Genomic DNA, 20,692 nt, shown 5'->3' with positions numbered 1-20,692 from the left:
CCGGGCCCCATCAGACAGGACACACCTATGACCGAGCAGTCACCCTCACAGTCATCAACGCAGGCGCAGGCCGCCTCCGCGGGGATCCACCCCGTCCTGGAACGCCTCAAGGGAGGACTCATCGCCTCCGCCCAGGCCTACCCGGGCGAGCCCATGCGCGACCCGCGCACCATGGACCAGGTGGCTCAGGCCTGCGTCGCTGGCGGCGCCGTCGGCATCCGCGCACAGGGGCTGGCGGACCTGGCCCTCATCTGCCAGCACGTCGACGTTCCCGTCATCGGCCTGTGGAAGGACGGGCACGACGGCGTCTTCATCACCCCGACCCTCACTCACGCCATCGCCGTGGCCGCCACCGGAAGCCAGATCGTGGCACTGGACGGCACTCGGCGCCCCCGTCCCGACGGGCTGAGCCTGGCCCAGACCGTCGAGGGGCTGCGGGCGGCCCGCCCCGAGGTCCTCGTCATGGCCGACTGCGGCTCCCTGGATGACGCCAAGGCCGCACAGGACGCAGGAGTGGACATCCTGGGGACCACTCTGGCCGGCTACACCGGGGAGCGCCCCAAGACCGACGGGCCCGATCTTGAGCTCGTCGACCAGGTCGTCGGTATCGCGGAGGTCCCCCTGGTGGTTGAGGGCAGGGTCCACACGCCCGCGCAGGCGGCCGCCGCCATGGAGCACGGCGCCTTCGCCGTCGTCGTCGGAACCGCCATCACCCACCCGACGACCATCACCTCGTGGTTCGCGGGCGCGCTGCCCGGCGCCTTGCGGAAGGGATGAACGGAAGGGCGCAAGGAAACGGCGCCGTTCCGCGACTCGCTCCGTGTGTGACGGATGTGACTGCTGTGGCGCAAATGTGCGAATTGTTACTCGCTACCCAGCGCGACACTCCGGTCTGACCTGACAAACCCAAGGTTTTATGCGTAGCGTTGCCAGAAGTGGCACCACACAAGGGTGTCCGTCCACGATCGAGAGGGAAGACATGTCCGTCAACCGCACCGAGCTCATCGCCGCCATCGCCGAGAAGGCCGGCCTGACCAAGACCGACGCCGACGCCTTCCTGGGAGCCTTCCAGGATGTCCTCGTTGAGAACGTCGCCAAGGGTGAGGCCGTGAAGATCACCGGCCTCATGGGTATCGAGCGCGTCGAGCGTGCCGCACGCACTGGCCGCAACCCCCGCACCGGTGAGGAGATTCAGATCCCCGCCGGCTACGGCGTCAAGGTCACCGTTGGCTCCTCGCTGAAGAAGGCTGTCGCCGAGTGATACGTGGGGCCGCGCCCCTGACATCCTGATTCCGGCCCGTTGCCGCCCCGTCGAGGCGTGGCAACGGGCCGAATCATGTTCTCGCTGCGGTGTTCTCCTCATCGGGCTGATGATGCTCAGGGAGGTTCTCCTGGAGGAAGCCGGGATCGGTGATCTCCTCCTCGTGGCGGAGGGCTGAATGGGCGAGGGCTTTTACAGTGGAAACATGTCTGCTTCCACATTCGCGGTGAGCTCGCCCGACGGTACAGGCGCGGTGACGGCACTGGCTGGGGCGTCGCCCGCTCCCGCCTCCGTTCCAGCGCTTCAGATGAGGGGACTGGTCAAGGCCTTCGACCGCAAAGTCGCGGTGGACCGGCTGAGCCTCGACATCCCCGTGTCCAGCTTCTACGGCATCGTCGGCCCCAACGGGGCGGGAAAGACGACCAGCCTGTCGATGGCCACCGGACTGCTGCGTCCCGATGCCGGTCAGGTACTCGTTCATGGCGTTGACGTGTGGACGCAGCCTCAGCGGGCCAAGACCCTTCTGGGGGTCCTGCCCGACGGGCTGCGCACCTTCGACCGTCTCAACGGCCTTGAGCTCGTCACCTACTCAGGACTCCTGCGCGGGCTCGAGCGCGACGTCGTCGTCCCCCGGGCGACCGAGCTGGTCAAGGTGCTGGGGCTGTGGGAAGCCGGAACCACCCTGGTCGCCGACTACTCGGCGGGCATGCGCAAGAAGATCCACCTGGCCTGCGCCATGGTGCACTCGCCCTCCATCCTGGTCCTGGATGAGCCCTTCGAGGCCGTCGACCCGATCTCGGCCCAGACGATCCAGGCGATCCTGCGGGACTACGCCGCCGCCGGCGGCACCGTGGTCATCTCCAGCCACGTCATGGCCACCGTGCAGCGCCTGTGCGACCACGTGGCCATCATCAATGCCGGCCGGGTGGTCATCGCAGGCACGACGGAGCAGATCGCGGCCGGCGAGGACCTCGAGCAGCGCTTCACCGAGCTGGTGGGGGGCCAGGTGCGAACGGAGGGGCTGTCATGGTTGCGACCCTCGTCAAGCTGAAATGGCGCCTGACCCTCAATGCCCTGACCAAGAACGTCTGGGCCATCATCGGGACCGTGTTCGGGGCCCTCTACGGTATCGGGGCGCTCGCCATGGTGCTGGCCGGCGCCGTCGGGCTGGGGCTGAAGGCCGATGCCGACGTCATCATGCTGGTGCTCGGGGCTCTCGGGGCGCTGCTGGTAGCCGGCTGGGCAGTGGTGCCTCTGCTCATCACCGGGCTCGACTCCACCCTGGACCCTCGCGCCATGGCAGCCTGGGTCGCTCCGTCCAGAGGGCTGGCGCTCGGCCTGCTGGCCGCCGGCGCTGTGGGGATCCCCGGTTGCATCACGGCTGCCGTCTGCCTCATTCCGGTCCTCACCTGGCTACTGGCGGGCCAGCTCGCGGCGGCACTCCTGGCGCTGCTGTGTGCTCCGGCCGCCCTGGCCACCTGCGTCCTGCTGTCCCGGATCATCGTGACAGCCGCAGGCATCTCCTCCTCGCGCCGTGGACGAGAGACGACGGCGATCATCGCCTTCGTCGCCTTCATGGTGTGCACGCAGCTGCCGAATCTGATCCCCCGGCTCCTCGGAGACGATCCCACCGACATTCTTCAACCGCTCGGGACCCTGGCCAGAGTCATGGGCCTGAGTCCCTTCGGGTGGGCCTTCGCGGCCCCCGGTGTCATGGCCACCGGTTCCGTGCCGGCGGCCCTGGCACTGGCGATCGGCGCGTGGATCCTCCCCGTGATCCTGCTGCCCCTGTGGCAGCGCGTGGTGAACAAGGCGATGACCTCTCCCGGTACGTCGCACACCCGGACGCGGGCCTACGCAGCCGACGGCGCGGGAAGCGATGCCCAGCATCGCGGCCTTCCCGACGTACTGCCGTGGGCCCGCAGGCTCAGCGCCGCCCTGCCCGCGCCCGCCGCCGCTGTGGCGGCCCGCAGCCTGCGCTACTGGCGCACTGATCCCAGGTACCTGGTTCAGTTCGTATCCGTCCTGATCCTTCCTGTTGTGCTCGTTCTGGGTCCTGCTCTCAACTCCTCCCGATTCGTCGTCTACGTCAACGGTCAGCGGGTGGAGACCAGCTTCGCCCTCGGGCACGCACCGACTGCGCTGCTGTTCATGGCACCTGCCCTGGCCGTCTTCATGGGGTGGGCTCTCCACGACGACCTCGGAATGGACTCCACCGCCCTGTGGAGCCATCTCAGCGCCGGGATCAGCGGAGCACATGACCGCCTGGGGCGGGTGGTCGGGGCGGCCGTGTGGCAGGCCCCCGTCATGCTCGTCGTCGATGTGTTCATGGTCGTGTGGACAGGCCGATGGGGGGCTCTCCCCGCCGTCACCGGCGCCTGCCTGGCCCTCTATGGCAGCGCGCTGGCCTGGTCCTGCCTCGCCAGTGTCCTGCTGCCCTACGAGACACTCGCCCCCGGGGACAGCCCCATGCGCTCGCGGACCTCGGGGACGGCCTTCCTGGCCGCGCTCATTCAGATGGCGGCGATCCTGCTTCTGCTGGCCGTGTGCTCCCCGGTCCTGGGGGCGGCGATCTACGGCGTCGTCCAGGCGGCGCCGGTGTGGGAGTGGACGGCGCTCGTCGCGGGGGTCGTGTGGTGCAGTCTGCTGCTGTGGGGCGGAGTCGTCATCGGCGGCCGGGCTCTGGACCGGCGAGGACCTCAGGTTCTCGCCACGATCCGCACCTGGCCGGGACATGCCCAGCCGGTGTGATCGCGCTGGTCACACCACGATGGAGTGATTGATTCTGATGACTCAGGGTAGGGTTGCTTTAAAGTCGCTCACTCAGGTAGCGGCTCCCAGGGATTAGTAAACTCCCCACCACCAGTCGTTGTGTCAGAGAGGACATCACCGTGCAGCTTGTCATTCTGGATTCCGCGCAGGCGATCGCGCAGCGGGCGGCCGACGAGATTGAGGCGCTGCTCAAGGACAAACCAGCAGCTGTGCTGGGGACCGCGACCGGCTCCTCACCCCTGCCCCTGTACGACGAGCTCACCGCTCGCTGCGCCGCCGGCCGCCTCAGCTTCGCCGAGGTCACTGGATTCATGCTCGACGAGTACGTCGGCCTGCCCGCCGGGCACCCGGAGCGCTACGCCACCTTCATGGAGACCAATCTGCGCTCCCGCGTCGACATGCGCCCCGGCGCCCTCCACGGCCCGGACGCGCTGAGTGAGGACCTCGAGGCGGCCTGCCGGGACTACGAGGCACAGATGGCTGGCGCCGGATACTGCGACCTGCAGATCCTCGGCATCGGCTCCGACGGGCACATCGGGTTCAACGAGCCCGGCGGTGCCCTCGACTCGCGCACGCACCTGGGCGAGCTCCACGAGCAGACCCGCCGGGACAACGCCCGCTTCTTCGGCGGCGACGTCGAGGCCGTGCCCACCCAGTGCATCACCCAGGGGCTGGCGACCATTATGGAGGCCCGCAAGCTGGTCCTCATCGCCACCGGCGAGGGCAAGGCCGAGGCCATCGCCCAGCTCGTCGAGGGCGAGGTCAGCACCCAGTGGCCGGCGACCGTCATGCAGCGCCACGACGACGCCCTCGTCCTGGTCGATCCCGCCGCCGCCAGTCGACTCACCTCGACGCACTGACGGCGGCGTCGGGCTCTCCTCAAGGGAGAGCCTTCCCACAGGGGTGGGGCGGGCCGCTGCCGGTGCGCGCTGTCCGACCTACACTGGGCGGCATGACAGACGTCCTCGCCAGTGCCGATCCCGGATCGCCCGGGGCCCCGACCGACCCGGCCGCCGAGCCCACCCAGGGTGTCGGTACGGCTGTCCTGGAGCGCGAGGAGCTCCAGTCAACCGATGACGGCGATGCTGATCGCTTCGCCCACTACGTCCGCAAGGACAAGATCGCCGCGGCCGCTGTCACCGGGCGTCCCGTTGTCGCCCTGTGCGGCAAGGTGTGGACGCCCGGGCGCGACCCGTCGAAGTACCCGGTGTGCCCCACCTGCAAGTCCATTTACGAGGAGATGCGCAACGGGGAGGGCTCCGGCGACGGCAAGGGGCCTCGCTTCCCCCGCTTCCCGTTCGGGCGAGGCGGTCGGTGAACGCCGCCCGCGGCGGCCAGGCGACCCACCCCACCCCGACGCGAGCCTCGACGTCGGCGGCCCAGAACCTCTCCCCGGCCTACCCGCGTCGCGCCGCCTGGGGGACCGCCGGTTCACTGCGTGCTTGGCAGGCCGCCGCGCTGGGGCAGTACCTGGAGACGATGCCCCAGGACTTCCTGGCGGTGGCCACACCCGGGGCCGGTAAGACGACCTTCGCGCTGCGAGTGGCCACCGAGCTGCTCAGCTCCGGCGACGTCCACAAGGTGACGATCGTCTGCCCCACTGAGCACCTCAAGTACCAGTGGGCCGAGGCCGCCGCCCGCGTCGGCATCCATATCGACCCGTCCTACTCCAACTCCCAGGGGGCGCTCGGCTCACGCTTCGACGGCGTCGCCGTGACCTACGCCCAGGTGGCCGCCAACGCCAACCTCCACCGCGCCCGCACCGACCAGGCCCGCACCCTGGTCATCCTTGACGAGATCCACCACGGGGGAGACGCCCTGAGCTGGGGCGACGCGATCCGTGAGGCCTTCACCCCGGCGCGGAGGCGACTGGCCCTGACCGGAACACCCTTCCGCTCCGACACCTCCCCGATCCCCTTCGTGCGCTACAAGGAGGACGCCTCCGGGGCGAAGCGCTCCCAGGCGGACTACTCCTACGGCTACTCCGACGCGCTGCGCGACGGAGTCGTGCGCCCGGTGATGTTCATGTCCTACTCGGGGCAGATGCGGTGGCGCACCAAGGCCGGCGACGAGGTCGCGGCGCGCCTGGGCGAGCCCCTCACCAAGGACCTGGAGTCCCAGGCCTGGCGCACCGCGCTCGACCCGGCAGGGGAGTGGATCCCCGCGGTCCTTGCCGCCGCCGACCAGCGCCTGACCGAGGTGCGCCGCCAGGTCCCCGACGCCGGAGCCCTCGTCATCGCCTCCGACCAGACCAAGGCACGCGCCTACGCCAAGCAGCTGCGCGCCATCACCGGCGAGGCCCCCACCGTGGTCCTCTCCGACGACAACGGCGCCTCCAGCCGCATCGAGGCTTTCTCCGCCTCCACCGACCGCTGGCTGGTGGCCGTACGCATGGTCTCCGAAGGGGTGGACGTACCCCGCCTGGCCGTGGGCGTCTACGCCACCTCCACCTCCACCCCGCTCTTCTTCGCTCAGGCGGTGGGGCGCTTCGTGCGCTCGCGGGCCAGGGGGGAGACCGCCTCGGTGTTCCTCCCCTCAGTCACGCCGCTGCTGGCCCTGGCCGGGGAGATGGAGGTGGCCCGCGACCACGTCCTGCGCCGCTCCGACTCGGCGGCGCAGGAGGACGCCCTGTTCAACCCCGAGGACCGGCTACTCGCCGAGGCCAACAAGGCTGAGAACGCCTCGGCCGAGCTGCTGCCGGGCTTCGAGGCCATGGACAGCCAGGCAGAGTTCGACCGTGTCCTCTTCGACGGCGGCGAGTTTGGCACCGGCGCCATGGTGGGCAGTATCGAGGAGCAGGAGTACCTAGGGCTGCCGGGCCTGCTGGAACCCGAGCAGGTGACCGCCCTGCTGCGCCAGCGCCAGGACAAGCAGATCGCCTCCCAGAAGAAGCAGGCCGCCGCCGAGGCGCAGAGGCGGAAGAACTCAGGCGTCGACGACGCCCGGCGCCGGGCAGCGGCCCGTAAAGAGCTCTCCCAGCTGGTGGCAGCCTGGGCCCGCCGCTCGAGCCAGCCCCACGGCGTCGTCCACAACGAGCTCAGGCGCGTGTGCGGGGGACCGGAGGTCGCGGCGGCCTCCACCGAGGAGATCGAGAAGCGCATCCAGACCCTGCGACGCTGGTTCGTCGGCAAGCGCTGATAAGGAGCGCCGACCAGGGGCGGGATGCGCCCCTGGTCGGTCAGCGTCGGGTCTCAGCGTCGGGTGGCGCTTCGCCCGTCGATGTCGACGTGGCGGGTCGGCACCGCCGACTCACCATCGCTCAGACGCCAAGCGTTGTAGGGGAGCTCGGCACGGGACGCCCGGTGCCGCTCCGCCGCCGTGCTCAAGGCCTCCTTGCCGCGGTGCTCCTCGATGATCCGGCCCTCATCGACCAGGAGCACCTGAAGCGGCCGGGCACCGGCCTGGCTCAACGCCGACATCCCCTCGTCCTGCGAGCTGGAGGAGACCACCAGCTCCTCGGCGGCCGTGCCCTCGGAGGTAAGGATGCGGCCGGCCCACTTGCGGCCGCCCACGGTCGACTTGCCGCCCGAGGAGAACTTGGCGACCTCCTCCATGGTGCCGTCGGCGCCCTCGCGCTCCACCAGCTTGTAGACGAGCGCCGCGGTCGGGCGCCCTGAGCCCGTGACGAGCTTGGTGCCCACGCCGTAGGAGTCCACGGGGGCAGCCCCCAGCGCCGCGATGGCGTGCTCGTCGAGATCGTTGGTGACGGTGATCCTCGTCGACGTCGCCCCCAGGGCGTCGAGCTGGGCGCGCACCTTGAAGGCCTCGGCCACCAGGTCGCCGGAGTCCAGGCGCACCGCCCCGAGCTCACCACCGGCGGCGCGGGCCGCCTTGACCGCCCGCTCCACACCGGTGGCGATGTCGTAGGTGTCCACCAGGATCGTGGTGCTCGGTCCGAGGCTGGCCACCTGCGCGGCGAAGGCCTCCTCCTCCGTGTCGTGCAGGAGAGTGAAGGAGTGGGCCGAGGTCCCCACCGTGGGGATGCCGTAGAGGAGCCCCGCCTCCAGGTTGCTCGTTCCCACGAAACCGCCGACGACCGAGGCCCTGGCCGCGGCGACTGCCGCCTGCTCGTGGGCCCGGCGCGCCCCGAAGTCCACGCAGGGGCGCCCGTGAGCGGCGATGGTCATGCGGGAGGCGGCTGCGGCGACGGCACAGTCATAGTTGTAGATCGACAGGGCCAGGGTCTCCAGGATGCAGGCCTCGGCGAACGTGCCCTCCACAGTCAGCAGCGGGGAGCCGGCGAAGTAGCACTCGCCCTCGGCGTAGCCGCGGATCGTCCCGGTGAAGCGGTAGTTGCGCAGGAAGTCCAGGGTCTCGTCGTTGACGACCCCGGTGCGGTGCAGGAAGTCGATCTGGGAGCCGGTGAACGTGAAGGCCTCGATGGCATCCAGCAGCCGACCGGTGCCCGCCACGACACCAAAGCGGCGTGACCCGGGGAGCCTGCGGCCGAAGAGCTCAAAGACGCTGCGCCGGGAGGCGGCCCCCGATGCCAACGCTCCTTGCAGCATCGTGAGCTCGTACATGTCGGTCAGCAAAGAGGTCGAGGTCATAGACACATCCAGGGAGGCGGCGGTGGGATCGGCAGAGGGCGCGTAGCTGTTCACGGGACCAACCTATCGCGGCTCACCGCTACCCTGGTGTCATGAGCGCCTCGTTGCCCGTTGCGGAACCGGAGATCCTGGAGGAGCCGCGTGTCCGCGCCCAGCGCCTGTGGTGCACCGTGGTCCACGACGACCCGGTCAACACGATGAGCTACGTGACCTGGGTGTTCCACTCCTACTTCGGTTTCTCGCTGCCTGTGGCCGAGGCGCGGATGATGCAGGTGCACACCTCCGGCCGCGCCGTGGTCTCCCGGGGGGCCCGCGAGCGCATGGAGGTCGATGTCACGGCGATGCACGGCTACGGCCTGCGCGCCACCATCGAGCCCATGGGCGACGATGGCGACGCCGGTGCGGACGACTCCTCGGGAGAATGGTGATGCGAGCCTTCCGCCGAGTCCCCGAGGGGCTGGTCTGCGGTCTTGAGGACTGGGAGCGCGAGCTGCTGGCCAGGCTGGCCCTGGAGGTGCGGGCTCTTCTCCAGGCGGATGCTCCCCCCACCCAGGAGGCCGACCAGTCCGAGGCCCCCTCGTCGCCGCGTCCCGAGTCGGTGCGCCCGGGGGAGAGCGAGCGGGACCGTGAGGTCCTGGAGGCCCTGGACTTCGACCTCGATCCGCCGACCAACCACGTTCACGCCGGCCGCACGAACGCGGACCCCGTCGTCGCCGTCCTGCTCCCGCGGGCCTCGGAGGATCCCGTGACCGCGATGGAGGTCAGCAGCCTGACTCGTGCGCGCCTGCGGGGCGACAAGGTCGATCGCCTGGAGCGCCTGGCCGTCGAGCTGCGGGCGCCGTCGGGCCCTGAGGGAACGGTGCTCGTGGCTCCGGGCCAGGAGTCCGAATGGCTGGGGGCGGCCAATGACATCCGGCTCGTGCTGGCCCAGCGCTTGGGCATCGAGTCGGCTCAGGACGCTGAACGCGTTCACGCAGCTGCCTTCCAGGAGGTCCCCGAGGAGGAGACGTCTCGCGAGCAGTGGTACCGGGGGACGGCGCTCGTCTACGACATGATCACCTGGTGGCAGGAATCACTGGTATCCGCGCTGTTCGGGGGCACAGGGCCCGCATAGTCTCGCGGTGTGAATGATGCTCCGATCGGGATGTTCGACTCTGGGGTTGGTGGCCTCACCGTCGCCCGTTCTGTCCTCGACCAGCTGCCCCATGAGCAGGTGCTCTACATCGGGGACACGGCCAACAGCCCCTACGGTCCCCGGGACATCGCCGAGGTCCGGTCCCTGGCTCTGAGCATCATGGACGAGCTCGTGGATCGCGGGGTCAAGCTGCTCGTCATCGCCTGCAACACCGCCTCGGCGGCCGTCCTGCACGATGCGCGGGAGCGCTACACCCTGGGGCGGGGCGTCCCGGTCATCGAGGTCATCCACCCGGCGGCACGCACCGCGGCCCGAGTGACCCGCAATGGCAAGGTCGGTCTGATCGCCACCCGCGGGACGGTCGACTCGCGCGCCTATGACGACGCGCTCCAGGCCGTTCCCGGCGTCGAGCTCGTCTCACAGGCGTGCCCGCGTTTCGTCGAGCTGGCCGAGCGGGGGGTGACCACCAGCCCCGAGGTCCTCGACGTCGCCGAGGAGTACCTGGCCCCCATCAAGGCCGCCGGCGTGGACACCCTTATCCTTGGCTGCACCCACTACCCCCTGCTGGTGGGGCCGATCTCCTACGTCATGGGGCAGGACGTGACCCTGGTGACCTCCTCGGACGAGACCGCCAAGGACGTCTACCGGGCGCTGGCCGGCAAGAACCTTCTGCGTGGTTCCGATGCCCCCGAACCGCACCATGACTTCGCCTCCACCGGTGACCCGGAGGCCTTCTCCGTCCTGGCCCGGCGCTTCCTGGGCCCCGAGGTCACCGCTGTTGAGCATGTCGCCTTCACCTCTGAGGCAACCAGCGCCCCTGTCGGGCTCCCTCACCCTCCCTCACCTCCCATTAAAGGATCTGCATGAGACTCACGATTATCGGCTGCTCCGGCTCCATGTCGGGTCCCCAGTCCTCGGCCTCCTCCTACCTGGTGCAGGCCGAAGGAGCCGACGCCGACGGCGCGGTACGCACCTACTCGATCGTGCTGGACCTCGGGCCGGGGTCGATGGGACAGCTGCTGCGCCACCTCGATCCCGCCGAGCTCGACGCCATTGCGATCTCCCACTGCCACGCCGATCACATGGTGGATCTGGTCGGCATGCACGTCTACCGGCGCTGGCTGCCCACCGGGGCGCTCGGGCCGGTCGCCTGCCTGGGGCCCTCGGAGCTGCTGGAGCGTCTCCAGGGGGTCGATGGCGTCCCGCCCAGTGAGCGCTACGCCACGGAGTTCGGTTTCGTCACCGCCGTGCCCGGCAGGTCCTACAGCGTGGGCCCCCTGGTCATCTCACCCTTCGAGGCGTTCCACCCGGTAGAGGCCTACGGCTACCGGATCGAGGGGCCGAGTGAAGAGGACTCGACGCGGCGGGTCAGCCTGGCCTTCACCGGGGACACGGACACCTGCCAGGCGATGAGTGACATGGCTCAGGGCGTGGACCTCCTCCTGGCCGAGGCGGCTTTCGTCGAGGGCCGCGACACCGTGGGTGGCATGCACATGACGGGGCGTCGCGCCGGCGAGCTCGCCGCCCAGGCCGGCGCGGGGCACCTGGTCCTCACCCACATCCAGCCCTGGACGGATCCGGCCGTGCCCCTCAAGGAGGCCGCAGCGGTCTACTCCGGCCCGTTGGAGGCGGCGACGGCGGACGCCGTCTGGGAGCTGTGAGCGCTGACGGGCACGATCGCCCCACCCCGCGCAGAACGGTCTCCTTCACCCCGGCTCTTCCCGACGGGGTGGACTGCCCCTGGACCCGGGGCAGGCGGACACGCTGGTGGCTGGTGGTTCCCGCGGACCTGGCGGCGGCGGCCCTCGTGGCCCTGTTCGGTGCCGCCTCCACCCACAGCCTGGGACAGGTTCCCGCGTCCCTGTGGCAGGCGGGTGCGGCCCTCGTCATCGCCTGGGGCGTGACCTGGGTGCTGCGACGCTCTCACCCCGATCATCTGGAGATGGCGCTGCCCGAGGGGCTCATCATCGTGGGAATCAGCTGGATGGTCTGGACCGCGTTGCGCCAGGTGGCATCCGCCTTCGGCAATGTGTCCGCCATGGCCTCCTGGGCGGTGATGACCGGGGCCTTCCTGCTGGTGTTCCTGGGAGGATGGAGGTGGCTTTACGGCTACGTGCGCGCCCACGACTCCCTGACCCCCAAGCCCGTGGCGCGTCGTCTCGCCGAGCAGGAGCAGGACGGCAGCTAGCCCCGCGGCGGGCGGCCCCGGCTCATCTCGGTATCAGATCGCTGTTTTTATGGAATGACAACCCAGCCATTCGTACCTTGGCGCCATGCACCACTGCGCCAACCAGCGTCGACCGCATCGGTGGGTCGGCGTCCTGATCGCCGTCTCCCTCTTCCTGGGAGGAGCAGTGGGCGGATCTGTCGTCTACCTCCACAGGCACGAGGGGCGGGCTCCGCGCGGAACCATCCTCATGGGCCAGGACGTCTCCGGGATGGACCGGCCGACCCTGACCGCGCTCGTGCTTCAGCGGGCCGCATCGGTGTCATTGACACTGACCGTTGACGGAGCCCCCACCACTGTCCCGCTCACCCAGATCGCCCAGATCGACGCCCGGGCCACCGTGGAGGCCGCCGTGTCCGGAGCGGGGTCACTGACGACCCACCTGCACGGCGTCGTGGGGACACGGGAGGTGGCGGTGCGGTACACGATCAACAAGGAGGCTCGCGCCGCGCTGGTGTCGCAGCTGAGCAACACGTTGCGTGACCACGTCGTCGAGCCGGCAGTGACCTGGAATGAGGGCAGCGGCGGCTTCACCGCCTCACCGGGACGAGTCGGCGACGCCATCGACCCCGATGACCTCGACGCGGCTCTCGACGTCGCCGCACGCGAGCTGGCGAACCATACCGCGCCGGTGTCGATCCGCCGTGCCGAGCCCACGGTGAGCGCCCAGGCGGCGGACTCGGTCGCGCAGTCGGCGACCGCATTGCTGGGCGCCGAGCTGTCAGTGACGGTCGACGGCGCAGCGCACACCGCCTCCAAGGCTCAGAAGGCCTCATGGATCGACTTCCCCGTCAACGAGGGCCGCATCGTGCCGACAGTCTCGCAAGAGAGGGTCAGGGCCTGGGTGACCTCGCTGAGCGCGCCTGAGGAGCGCAAACCGGTCAACGCCATCAACGACGTCGACTCGGCCGGCACGGTGCTCCAGCTCGCCCGCCCGGGCAAGTCCGGAAGGAAGGCCGGCAACATCGAGGCGGTGACGGGGGCACTCGTCCAGGGACTCGGTCAGGGCCGAAGCGTCAGCCAGCAGATCAGCTGGAACGAGGTGCCCCACTCCACCGAGAGCCGGGTGGTGCCCAACGGGCCGGAGCGTTTCGCCTACCAGGCCAAGGCGGGGGAGAAGTGGATCGATGTCAACCTCACCGACTCAACGCTGACCGCCTATGAGGGTCAGAAGGTCGTCTACGGGCCGATCCTCATCAACCACGGCGGCGTCGGGCACGAGACCATCACGGGCACTTACAAGATCTATCTGCGCTACCAGGCGCAGGACATGGGGTGCACCCCCGAGTGGCCCTACTGCGAACGTGGGGTTCCGTGGGTGAGCTACTGGCACAGCAGCTACGCCCTCCACGGCGCTCCTTGGGTCAAGGAGTTCGGCATCGGGACGGATGAGTCCTCCCACGGCTGCATCAACATCCCGGTGCCGGACGCTCAGGCGATCTGGCAGTGGTCCGAGATCGGTACCACCGTGGTGACGCACTACTGACAGCGCTTTACCGGCAGCGCCCTCGCGGGCTTCAGCCGACCAGGACGCCGGCCAGGACCGGTGCCAGGGCGCGGAAGGCCTGTCCCCGGTGGGAGATAGCGTGCTTGTCCTCAGGCGTCATCTGGGCGGTGGTGCGGCCCCGACCGCCCGGTGCATCCTCCTGGACGGGCACGAAGATCGGGTCGTAGCCGAAGCCCCCCTCGCCGTGAGGGGCGTGGGTCAGGCGCCCCTCCATAGAGCGCTCGATGGTGGTGACCAGCTCCGGTCTCCCGCCGGAGGCCGGCTGGACCAGGACCGCGGCACAGGTGAAGCGGGCGCCGCGGTGCGGGTCGGCGACGTCGGCCAGCTGGGCCAGGAGCAGCTGAAGGTTCGCGGTGTCGTCCCCGTGCCGGCCGCACCAGCGCGCCGAGAAGATCCCCGGCGCCCCGCCCAGGACGTCGACGCACAGACCCGAGTCGTCGGCGACCGCGGGCAGGCCCGTGGCCCGGGCCAGTGCCCGGGCCTTGAGCAGGGCGTTGTCGGCGAAGGACAGGCCGTCCTCCACCGGTTCGGGCGCCTTGAGGGAGGCGGCCGAGATGATGGAACCGGGCACCAGCCCAGGTACGAGCGGCGCCAGGATCTGCCGCAGCTCGGCCAGCTTGCCGGCGTTGTGGGTGGCCAGGACGAGGCGGGCTCCGGCAGGCACCTGGACCCGCCCGGTGCGCGGAGCGGCGCCGTCGGCGTGTGACGAGGCACTCACGGCTCAGGCCTGCGTGGACTGGGTCGAGGAGTCTGAGGAGGACACGGTGAAGGGCTCACCGCTGGGGCCGGCCAGGGCCCGGCGCTGGAGCGCCGCCAGGCGGCTGTTGCCGGTGGCGGCCAGGTCGAGCAGCTCTGCGAGCTCGGAGCGGTCGAAGGGGGCGTGCTCGGCGGTGCCCTGGACCTCGATGAAGCGCCCGTCCCCGGTCTGGACGACGTTCATGTCGGTCTGGGCGCGCACGTCCTCCTCGTAGGGCAGGTCGAGGCAAGGAACGCCGTCGATGATCCCCACCGAGATGGCCGACAGGGAGTCGGACAGCACCGGCCTGCCGGGGCGGGCCTTGATGAGTCCGCGCTGCGTGCCCCAGGCGACGGCGTCAGCCAGGGCCACGTAGGCGCCGGTGATCGCCGCGGTGCGGGTGCCGCCGTCGGCCTGCAGCACATCGCAGTCCAGGGCGATCGTGTTCTCGCCCAGTGCGGCGACGTCGATGATGCCACGCAGGCTGCGGCCGATGAGACGGGAGATCTCGTGGGTGCGGCCACCGACCTTGCCCCGTACGGACTCCCGGCCGGAGCGCTCCGACCCGGCCCGGGGAAGCATGGCGTACTCAGCGGTCACCCAGCCCTCGCCACTGCCCTTGCGCCAGCGCGGAACGCCTTCGGTGAAGGAGGTGGCGCACAGGACCCGGGTGCGTCCGAAGGTCACCAGGACCGATCCCTCGGCGTGGTCGAGCCAGTGGCGGGTCATGGTCACGGGGCGCAGCTCGTCGACGGCGCGGCCGTCCTTGCGGGTGAAGGGGGCAGTTGTCATGGTCTCAGGCTACCCGGCGGGCATCGGTCCTCGAGGTGGCTCCGTACCTTGGGATGCCCGATGTCTGTAGTCCGCGACGGCGATCAGCGGTAGCGTTCTTCGTGATACCTGCTTCCGGTCGGGAGCTGACGGAGACGCTGAGGAGGACACTTATGACCTATGTCAACATCACCGCGCTGACCTTCCCCGAGGGCGCCCAGGCCGAGATCGAGAAGCGCTTCGCCGCACGGAAGCGAGGTGTTGACGCCTCGCAAGGCTTCCAGGGCTTCGAGCTGTTGCGCCCGCTGGTCGGAGAGGACCGCTACTTCGTGGTGACCCGATGGGACAGGCGCGAGGACTACGAGCGCTGGAGCGCGGCGCGGCCCGCCGGCGGGCACGAGGACGACAAGCGCCGGGGCATGAGCGTGGAGGTCCTCGGATTCGAGGTCGTCCAGCACGAGGAGTAGGTGTTTAGGCGGACCGACGCCTCTTGAAATCATCGTTCTTGATTGGAGGAAGCTGAGCATGGTGACAAACATCTTCGTCAGGGAAAGTGTCGATCACTACGAACCTCCCCAGCGGGCCACAGTCCACCTGGATGTGAAGGGCACAGGGCTGAACCGTGAACACGTGCGCGCTCAAGTATCTGACGTGCTGCACCAGGTGCGGGCGCAGATAGAGTCATTGCATGATGAGCAGGAAGGCCCTGTCACATGGTTCGCCGTATCGAAAGCCCGCACGTGGTCATGGAAGGATGATGACGGTGTCAAATTCTCCGAAGAGGTCTGCGTGAAGGTGAAGTTCTGTGATTTCTCCTGCATGGGGACGTGGATGAATTCCGTGCTGGCGTTTAAAGGAGTGCGTGTTTGGACGATAGAGTGGTCGGTGACTGAGCTTCGCAAGAGGGAGCTCGAGACCTGGTTGCGCCAAAAGGCGGTGCGCTCAGCAAAAGACAAGGCGGAACAGTATGCTTCTGCTCTAGGACTGCACGTCAGTTCCGTCAAGACGGTTGCGGATGAGGGCTTTCTGGAGAAAAGTAAATCTGGTGGAATGTCAAGTGCTGTGGCCAGCCGGGGCGGCGGAGGGGCGGGATACGGGAAGGATTCCTCTGACGCCTACCAGTTCACGCCGGAGGATGTTCGCATGAGTGCATCGATCGAAGCGGAGTTCCTGGCTGAGTAACCTACTCAACCTCTTTGCGGATTCTGTGGAGCCTGTCAGGTCCGGAATGGGTGTAGAGGGTCTAAGCCTCCTGTTCGACGCAGTCTTTTGCTTCTGGCGGCATCGAGACGACGGCAGGGATGGGGAGTTGTTCCCTTGTGCCCGAACGCGTGCTCATCGTAGAGTGAAGTTGGAATGTAGATGATCTCGCGTCACAGGAGGCGTGGACTAGTCATGGGTATCGATGCTGATCGAGTAAGTCGGCAAGCCGAGCAGCTGCGTAGCACCGGGATGCTCATCATTCCGGAGTCCCCCCTGCGTCTATGGGGAAGCCTTCTGGGCTGCGTGGGCTTCACCGTGGTGGGGGTCGTGCTCATTCTGACCTCCAATCAGTCAAGCTCCCCGCTTCTCCACCTGCTCGCTGGAATCGCCAGCATCGGTTTCTTCGGCATCATCTGCACCCTGGCCATTGTCAGGAAGCTCCTTAGTCAAAGCCGGCTGATAGTCACGCCTGAAGGCGTGCGTCTGGAACGGCGCAAAGGCCAGTCATTCATCGTCAACGAGTCCGCACGCTGGGCGGATATCGCCGAGTTCTTCGGGCAGGAGGTCGCTCCCGGCGGTACACGAGCACAGCTGGTGATCGGCTACATCCTGACGCCGCTGGGACAGCAGATGCGTCACCAGGACTCGACCACCGCCCAGCTGAGCCAGCAGATCAATGAGATTGCCGACCGCGGGATGGGTAAGGAGGAGCGCGTATACCTCCCCGGCACCTTGGAGGGGAGTAAGGAGGACCTGCTGGCCCTGCTTCAACAGGCGCACCAGTTTTACGGCGCACCGGGGCACGTCTAGTCTCTTCGGCCGCTGCGTGACTGCTCCCGCCTTCGTTCACTTACGACACTGCGCGCCTGCGTCACGGCGGGTGCAGAGCGGCTCAGGGAGCCGGGGGTGGCGCTGTGACGAACACCGACTCCGGCACCCCGCACCGGGAGTAGACGAGCTGGCAGGAGTGGCAGGGGCCGAAGGCCTTGGTCGGGGTCTGGATCTTCACCCGGGTGACGGTTTCGGGCAGGCGCTCGACGCCGAACTCGGCGGCGCTCTGCTCAAGCATCTTGTAAGCGGCATCGACCTGGTAGGACCACTGCGCAAAGGCCCCGCCGCCGCGGATGGCGTGGTCGAGCCAGGCCTCGTACCAGGAGATGAAGTTCGGGGCCACGCGGGTGAAGCCATCGTCGCAGGCCCGTGAGTCCAGCCAGACGCTGCCGTCGTAGGGGCTCATGCGCCACTCGGCGCCGCAACCGGCGTCGGCCAGGTGGATGCCTCCGTCGTCGGCTGGGTAGATGTCCAGCCCGTAGCCGGGGCCGGCGCCTGAGCCCGCAATGGTGCTGAGGAACCGGCGCAGGTCCGCCGGCAGAGAGAGTCCCGCAGGAAGGCTCGGCGGCCCCAGCCTCATGCCGTGGTGGCAGCTGCCGAGCCAGCCGGCTTCGCTGCCAGGATCGTATGAGGTCGCGGCGATGAGGTTGAGGGTGTGCTGGAGCCCGTCCCTGGTCAAGGGCGGAGCGGGCTCCAGGGGCGTGAGCACCGACCACTCCCGGAGCATGCGGTGGCCACCGGGCTCGGGCGGGATCGCGTCCAGAACACTGCGTCCCGCGGGCCAGTCGGCGCCAGCGAGCTTGAGCTCAGTGATCGAATGGGGGCCGATGGCCGCATAGCAGCCCAATGCCACCGCCTCACCGGAGCGAGTGGCAGGAATTAAAGGACTGGCGAGCACCCTGTCGGTCAGGGCTCGGGGGCCGCCCAGCCGCCGGCGGTAGGCCTCCACCTCCTCAATCGGCATGTTCATGCTGCGGTCAAGATGCCCGGTGGCCACCCGGTAGCGTCTGCCTCCCACCGTGGCCTCGAACTGCTCGACCTCGGGATTGTCAGAATCGATGAGGTCCGATCGGCCGATTCCGGTCAGAAGGACGGGGCCGAAAGCGCAGGCCCAGTTGCATCCGGCGGCGACAACCGACTCCAGTTGACTGGAGCCGTAGCCGCTGGCCGTCACCAGGACCCGTCTGCTGCCGAAGGCGCCTCCACTGATCTGCAGGAAGAGGAATGCGCCGTATGGCTCGTGGTCCTGAATCTCGTCAATGAGGCACTCGATGATGGGAAGCCCCTCGCCCAACCGGACCGTCTGGGTGTCGTTGATGGCCTCGGTCGTGGCCCCTCGGAAGTGCCTGGCAATCGTCTGCGCCAGCACGACGTCGAATGCGGGGGAGTCCTGACGGAAGGAGTTCTCTGTCATCGATGCCTCGGATCAAGTCGGTGGAAACGGCAGGGACCGGAGCATGCGGAGGATACAGAACTTCTTGTCCGCGTCTGGAGACCCTCGTGGTGCTGGGAACTGACATCTGTGCGCGAGAAGGGACTCGAACCCTCACGCCCGAAGGCACCAGGACCTAAACCTGGGGCGTCTACCAATTCCGCCACTCGCGCTGCGCGGTGCCCACTCTACCGACCCCAGTCCCGGATGGCAGAATGCGGCGACCGTTCCTGTGCGCTCTGATCAGTCCACACCCAGTGCGGCGCGCAGCCGCTTGACGTGACCGGTGGCTCGCACGTTGTACTGGGCCAACGTCACGGTCCCGTCGGGGGCCACCACCACGGTGGAGCGGATGACGCCGGTGTAGACCTTGCCGTAGTTCTTCTTCTCTCCCCACACTCCCCAGGCCTCCATGACGGCGTGGTCGGCATCCGATAGCAGGGGGAAAGGCAGGTCGTGGCGGTTGGAGAACTTGGCCTGCGCGCTCGCCGGGTCCGGGGAGACGCCGACGACGGCATAGCCAGCCGCCTCGAGCGCCTCCAAGGAGTCCCTGAAGTCACATGCCTCTTTGGTACAGCCCGGAGTGCAGGCCTTGGGATAGAAGTAGACGATGACGCCCTTGTTCGTGCTGGCACGAAGGTCGCCAAGGGTCACTGTGCGGCCGTTCTGGTCGGGCAGGGTGAACTCCGGGGCTCGGTCACCGGCGGCGAGCTGGGTCATGGGTCCTCCTCGGGCTGCTGGACGGATGCACTCATCCTTGCATCGCCTCCGGTGCCAGCGGCAGTGAATTCGAGAACTTACTTTCGTGATCTGGCGAACGTTCAGGACGTCAGTCCCACGGGAGCCCCGACCCAGCTCTGGGTAAGACCTCCGGGTCAGGCGGCCTGGGCGAGCGTTCGTCGCGAGGCCTGCTGAGCCGCCTCCAGGCGCTCCAGCGCGCGCTCGAGTCGCGAGGGTGAGGCGGTCGCCCCCAGCGAGGCGAGCTCCGCGCGTGCAGCGAAGAGCTCCCTGCTGGCGGCCTCGTCGGCCCGAGCGTTCGTGGCTGCCAGCCCAGTGGCCGGAGTCGTCATGGTGGTCATGGTGTGGATGTTGCGTGTCATACGTATCTCCTCATCTTCCTTCAACGTCGTCGGCCCGGTGGGGCCTGGGATAGCAGCGCGTGCCGGAGCAGGTACCTATCTGCCGGACCGGCGTGCCCGCGGAACAAGACTTCTGGTGCGGCGACTGGTTGGCGCCGCCGTCGCAGACTGTGGTCACGAGGGCGTGGGAACCGATGAGACGGTGGCATCCTGAGATGCTTCTCAGTGCGGTGGCGGTTGTCTTCGACCGCCGTTACGCGCCTGCTGCTGTGCCTTCGGGGTCATCCCGGGCGAAGCGCGTGCCCTTCGTGGTACACCGCCAGGGACTTGAACCCTGAACCCGCTGATTAAGAGTCAGCTGCTCTGCCAATTGAGCTAGCGGTGCTCGGTCTGTGGTGACCAGCTCTTCCGGCCCTAAGGACTGGAAGATTCGTACACCGCCAGGGACTTGAACCCTGAACCCGCTGATTAAGAGTCAGCTGCTCTGCCAATTGAGCTAGCGGTGCTTCCACCACAGCGACGTCATTCGACGTGGCTCGCTGGGCGACGGAGGAATACTTTACGGATGGAGGAGGGCTTCGTCCAGTCAGGATCCACGAAACCAGGCGATTGTGCGGCAAGTCTCAAGGGTGATGGTGGTGGGTGCTGCCCGGCGTCCCCGTTCAGTGCGACGGGCCATCCTCGCGGTCCTGCCGGCGGCGGCGCACGTCGGCGGCGCGAGCACGGTCGCGCTTCGACATCGCGCCCTGCGAGGAGGACTTCCTCGACGGCGCTGCCTTGGATGCGCCGGCGCCTGTCCGTGCGCTGCGGCGATGGCCGCTCGGCCCGGAGGGGGTGGCCTCGACGTCGTCGTCCTGGTCAATGCGGCCGGTGCGAGACCACTGGTGGTACTGCTTCAGCGTGGCCGCCTGCTCCTCGGTGAGGCGGTGCCACAGGGGCAGGTCGAGCTTCTTGCGGTCGCGTACGCGGCTGCCGAGGGTCCAGCCCGCCAGCATGACCAGCGCGACCACCATGCCGCCCCATATGCTGCTGCGGCCGGCGCGGGCTCCGGTGAGCATCGAGACGGTTCCGCCGAGTATGCCCGCGGCAAGGATGGTCACGACGACGATGGCGGCCATGGACGCCCAGTAGCGCTGTGCGGCGGTGGTACGCGGCTTGCGGGTTTGAGAAGTCACCTCGGCATTGTGG

The 20,692-nt window shown here is 68.5% G+C and carries 23 protein-coding genes and 3 tRNA genes; 16 read left to right on the top strand and 10 right to left on the bottom strand.

What is annotated here, in order from left to right:
* Positions 1-27: 27 nt before the first annotated feature.
* The 7 genes from RIV14_RS06370 to RIV14_RS06340 all read left to right on the top strand — a co-directional run bounded on the left by RIV14_RS06370 (position 28) and on the right by RIV14_RS06340 (position 7,171).
* The gene (locus RIV14_RS06370) at positions 28-777 is read left to right on the top strand and encodes an N-acetylmannosamine-6-phosphate 2-epimerase (protein ID WP_070659199.1); all 750 of its coding nucleotides are present in this window, start codon (positions 28-30) and stop codon (positions 775-777) included.
* Positions 778-979: 202 nt separating this feature from the next.
* On the top strand, positions 980-1,261 hold the full coding sequence (locus tag RIV14_RS06365; RefSeq protein ID WP_003783064.1) for an HU family DNA-binding protein: 282 nt from the start codon (positions 980-982) through the stop codon (positions 1,259-1,261).
* A gap of 205 nt (positions 1,262-1,466) precedes the next feature.
* The gene (locus tag RIV14_RS06360) at positions 1,467-2,312 is read left to right on the top strand and encodes an ABC transporter ATP-binding protein (RefSeq protein WP_075371715.1); all 846 of its coding nucleotides are present in this window, start codon (positions 1,467-1,469) and stop codon (positions 2,310-2,312) included.
* The gene (locus tag RIV14_RS06355) at positions 2,288-4,012 is read left to right on the top strand and encodes a transporter (RefSeq protein ID WP_075371716.1); all 1,725 of its coding nucleotides are present in this window, start codon (positions 2,288-2,290) and stop codon (positions 4,010-4,012) included. Before RIV14_RS06360 ends, RIV14_RS06355 begins: the two co-directional genes overlap by 25 nt.
* 140 nt (positions 4,013-4,152) lie before the next feature.
* Positions 4,153-4,893 (top strand): glucosamine-6-phosphate deaminase, encoded by a 741-nt coding sequence (nagB, locus tag RIV14_RS06350; RefSeq protein ID WP_075371717.1) that lies wholly within the window; start codon positions 4,153-4,155, stop codon positions 4,891-4,893.
* A 92-nt stretch (positions 4,894-4,985) separates the two neighbouring features.
* On the top strand, positions 4,986-5,351 hold the full coding sequence (locus RIV14_RS06345) for a DUF3039 domain-containing protein (protein WP_004565276.1): 366 nt from the start codon (positions 4,986-4,988) through the stop codon (positions 5,349-5,351).
* The gene (locus RIV14_RS06340) at positions 5,348-7,171 is read left to right on the top strand and encodes a DEAD/DEAH box helicase (RefSeq protein WP_075371718.1); all 1,824 of its coding nucleotides are present in this window, start codon (positions 5,348-5,350) and stop codon (positions 7,169-7,171) included. The genes RIV14_RS06345 and RIV14_RS06340 overlap by 4 nt, the downstream gene beginning before the upstream one ends.
* 53 nt (positions 7,172-7,224) lie before the next feature.
* Here RIV14_RS06340 and RIV14_RS06335 read toward each other — a convergent pair whose 3' ends face one another.
* Positions 7,225-8,583, bottom strand: a complete 1,359-nt coding sequence (locus RIV14_RS06335; RefSeq protein ID WP_075371888.1) for a nicotinate phosphoribosyltransferase — start codon at positions 8,581-8,583, stop codon at positions 7,225-7,227.
* A gap of 92 nt (positions 8,584-8,675) precedes the next feature.
* Here RIV14_RS06335 and clpS point away from each other — a divergent pair, with 92 nt between their 5' ends.
* From clpS to RIV14_RS06305, 6 genes are all read left to right on the top strand, one after another.
* Positions 8,676-9,011, top strand: coding sequence for an ATP-dependent Clp protease adapter ClpS (gene clpS, locus RIV14_RS06330; RefSeq protein WP_075371719.1), 336 nt, complete (start codon positions 8,676-8,678; stop codon positions 9,009-9,011).
* On the top strand, positions 9,011-9,697 hold the full coding sequence (locus RIV14_RS06325; protein ID WP_075371720.1) for a DUF2017 family protein: 687 nt from the start codon (positions 9,011-9,013) through the stop codon (positions 9,695-9,697). The genes clpS and RIV14_RS06325 overlap by 1 nt, the downstream gene beginning before the upstream one ends.
* A gap of 30 nt (positions 9,698-9,727) precedes the next feature.
* A complete protein-coding gene (murI, locus tag RIV14_RS06320; protein WP_218638381.1) occupies positions 9,728-10,585 on the top strand; it encodes a glutamate racemase in 858 nt (285 codons plus the stop codon).
* Positions 10,582-11,379 carry an MBL fold metallo-hydrolase gene (locus RIV14_RS06315; RefSeq protein ID WP_075371722.1) on the top strand — a complete coding sequence of 266 codons (798 nt, stop codon included), beginning with the start codon at positions 10,582-10,584 and terminating at the stop codon, positions 11,377-11,379. Before murI ends, RIV14_RS06315 begins: the two co-directional genes overlap by 4 nt.
* The gene (locus RIV14_RS06310; protein ID WP_256699003.1) at positions 11,376-11,906 is read left to right on the top strand and encodes a DUF3054 domain-containing protein; all 531 of its coding nucleotides are present in this window, start codon (positions 11,376-11,378) and stop codon (positions 11,904-11,906) included. The genes RIV14_RS06315 and RIV14_RS06310 overlap by 4 nt, the downstream gene beginning before the upstream one ends.
* 85 nt (positions 11,907-11,991) lie before the next feature.
* The gene (locus RIV14_RS06305) at positions 11,992-13,431 is read left to right on the top strand and encodes a L,D-transpeptidase (RefSeq protein ID WP_075371723.1); all 1,440 of its coding nucleotides are present in this window, start codon (positions 11,992-11,994) and stop codon (positions 13,429-13,431) included.
* Between the two features lie 31 nt (positions 13,432-13,462).
* On the opposite strand, the gene rdgB is transcribed toward RIV14_RS06305, so the two are convergent.
* Both rdgB and rph read right to left on the bottom strand, forming a co-directional pair.
* Positions 13,463-14,170, bottom strand: coding sequence for an RdgB/HAM1 family non-canonical purine NTP pyrophosphatase (gene rdgB / locus RIV14_RS06300; RefSeq protein ID WP_075371724.1), 708 nt, complete (start codon positions 14,168-14,170; stop codon positions 13,463-13,465).
* A 3-nt stretch (positions 14,171-14,173) separates the two neighbouring features.
* Positions 14,174-14,980: a ribonuclease PH gene (rph, locus tag RIV14_RS06295; RefSeq protein WP_075371725.1), complete on the bottom strand. Its 807-nt coding sequence runs from the start codon at positions 14,978-14,980 to the stop codon at positions 14,174-14,176.
* Positions 14,981-15,132: 152 nt separating this feature from the next.
* On the opposite strand from rph, the gene RIV14_RS06290 reads away from it, so the two are divergent.
* The 3 genes from RIV14_RS06290 to RIV14_RS06280 all read left to right on the top strand — a co-directional run bounded on the left by RIV14_RS06290 (position 15,133) and on the right by RIV14_RS06280 (position 16,972).
* Positions 15,133-15,426, top strand: a complete 294-nt coding sequence (locus RIV14_RS06290; RefSeq protein WP_070509922.1) for an antibiotic biosynthesis monooxygenase family protein — start codon at positions 15,133-15,135, stop codon at positions 15,424-15,426.
* Between the two features lie 58 nt (positions 15,427-15,484).
* On the top strand, positions 15,485-16,141 hold the full coding sequence (locus tag RIV14_RS06285) for an SIMPL domain-containing protein (protein ID WP_075371726.1): 657 nt from the start codon (positions 15,485-15,487) through the stop codon (positions 16,139-16,141).
* Between the two features lie 213 nt (positions 16,142-16,354).
* Positions 16,355-16,972, top strand: coding sequence for a hypothetical protein (locus RIV14_RS06280; RefSeq protein ID WP_075371727.1), 618 nt, complete (start codon positions 16,355-16,357; stop codon positions 16,970-16,972).
* Between the two features lie 82 nt (positions 16,973-17,054).
* Here RIV14_RS06280 and RIV14_RS06275 read toward each other — a convergent pair whose 3' ends face one another.
* The 7 genes from RIV14_RS06275 to RIV14_RS06245 all read right to left on the bottom strand — a co-directional run bounded on the left by RIV14_RS06275 (position 17,055) and on the right by RIV14_RS06245 (position 20,679).
* Positions 17,055-18,407: a hypothetical protein gene (locus tag RIV14_RS06275; RefSeq protein WP_075371728.1), complete on the bottom strand. Its 1,353-nt coding sequence runs from the start codon at positions 18,405-18,407 to the stop codon at positions 17,055-17,057.
* 109 nt (positions 18,408-18,516) lie between these two features.
* Positions 18,517-18,598, bottom strand: a tRNA-Leu gene (locus RIV14_RS06270).
* A gap of 70 nt (positions 18,599-18,668) precedes the next feature.
* Positions 18,669-19,145: a thioredoxin-dependent thiol peroxidase gene (bcp, locus tag RIV14_RS06265; RefSeq protein ID WP_070659225.1), complete on the bottom strand. Its 477-nt coding sequence runs from the start codon at positions 19,143-19,145 to the stop codon at positions 18,669-18,671.
* Positions 19,146-19,300: 155 nt separating this feature from the next.
* Positions 19,301-19,525 (bottom strand): hypothetical protein, encoded by a 225-nt coding sequence (locus RIV14_RS06260; protein WP_178387824.1) that lies wholly within the window; start codon positions 19,523-19,525, stop codon positions 19,301-19,303.
* A 288-nt stretch (positions 19,526-19,813) separates the two neighbouring features.
* Positions 19,814-19,889 (bottom strand) — tRNA-Lys (locus RIV14_RS06255).
* A gap of 48 nt (positions 19,890-19,937) precedes the next feature.
* Positions 19,938-20,010 (bottom strand) — tRNA-Lys (locus RIV14_RS06250).
* Positions 20,011-20,166: 156 nt separating this feature from the next.
* A complete protein-coding gene (locus RIV14_RS06245; RefSeq protein ID WP_075371729.1) occupies positions 20,167-20,679 on the bottom strand; it encodes a hypothetical protein in 513 nt (170 codons plus the stop codon).
* Between the last annotated feature and the right edge of the window lie 13 nt (positions 20,680-20,692).

The organism is Actinomyces acetigenes (assembly GCF_031296635.1).
In the GTDB taxonomy this organism is placed as follows: Bacteria; Actinomycetota; Actinomycetes; order Actinomycetales; family Actinomycetaceae; genus Actinomyces; species Actinomyces acetigenes.
The sequence above is the reverse complement of the archived record's forward strand: the minus strand, read 5'-3'. Positions and strand labels throughout refer to the sequence as shown.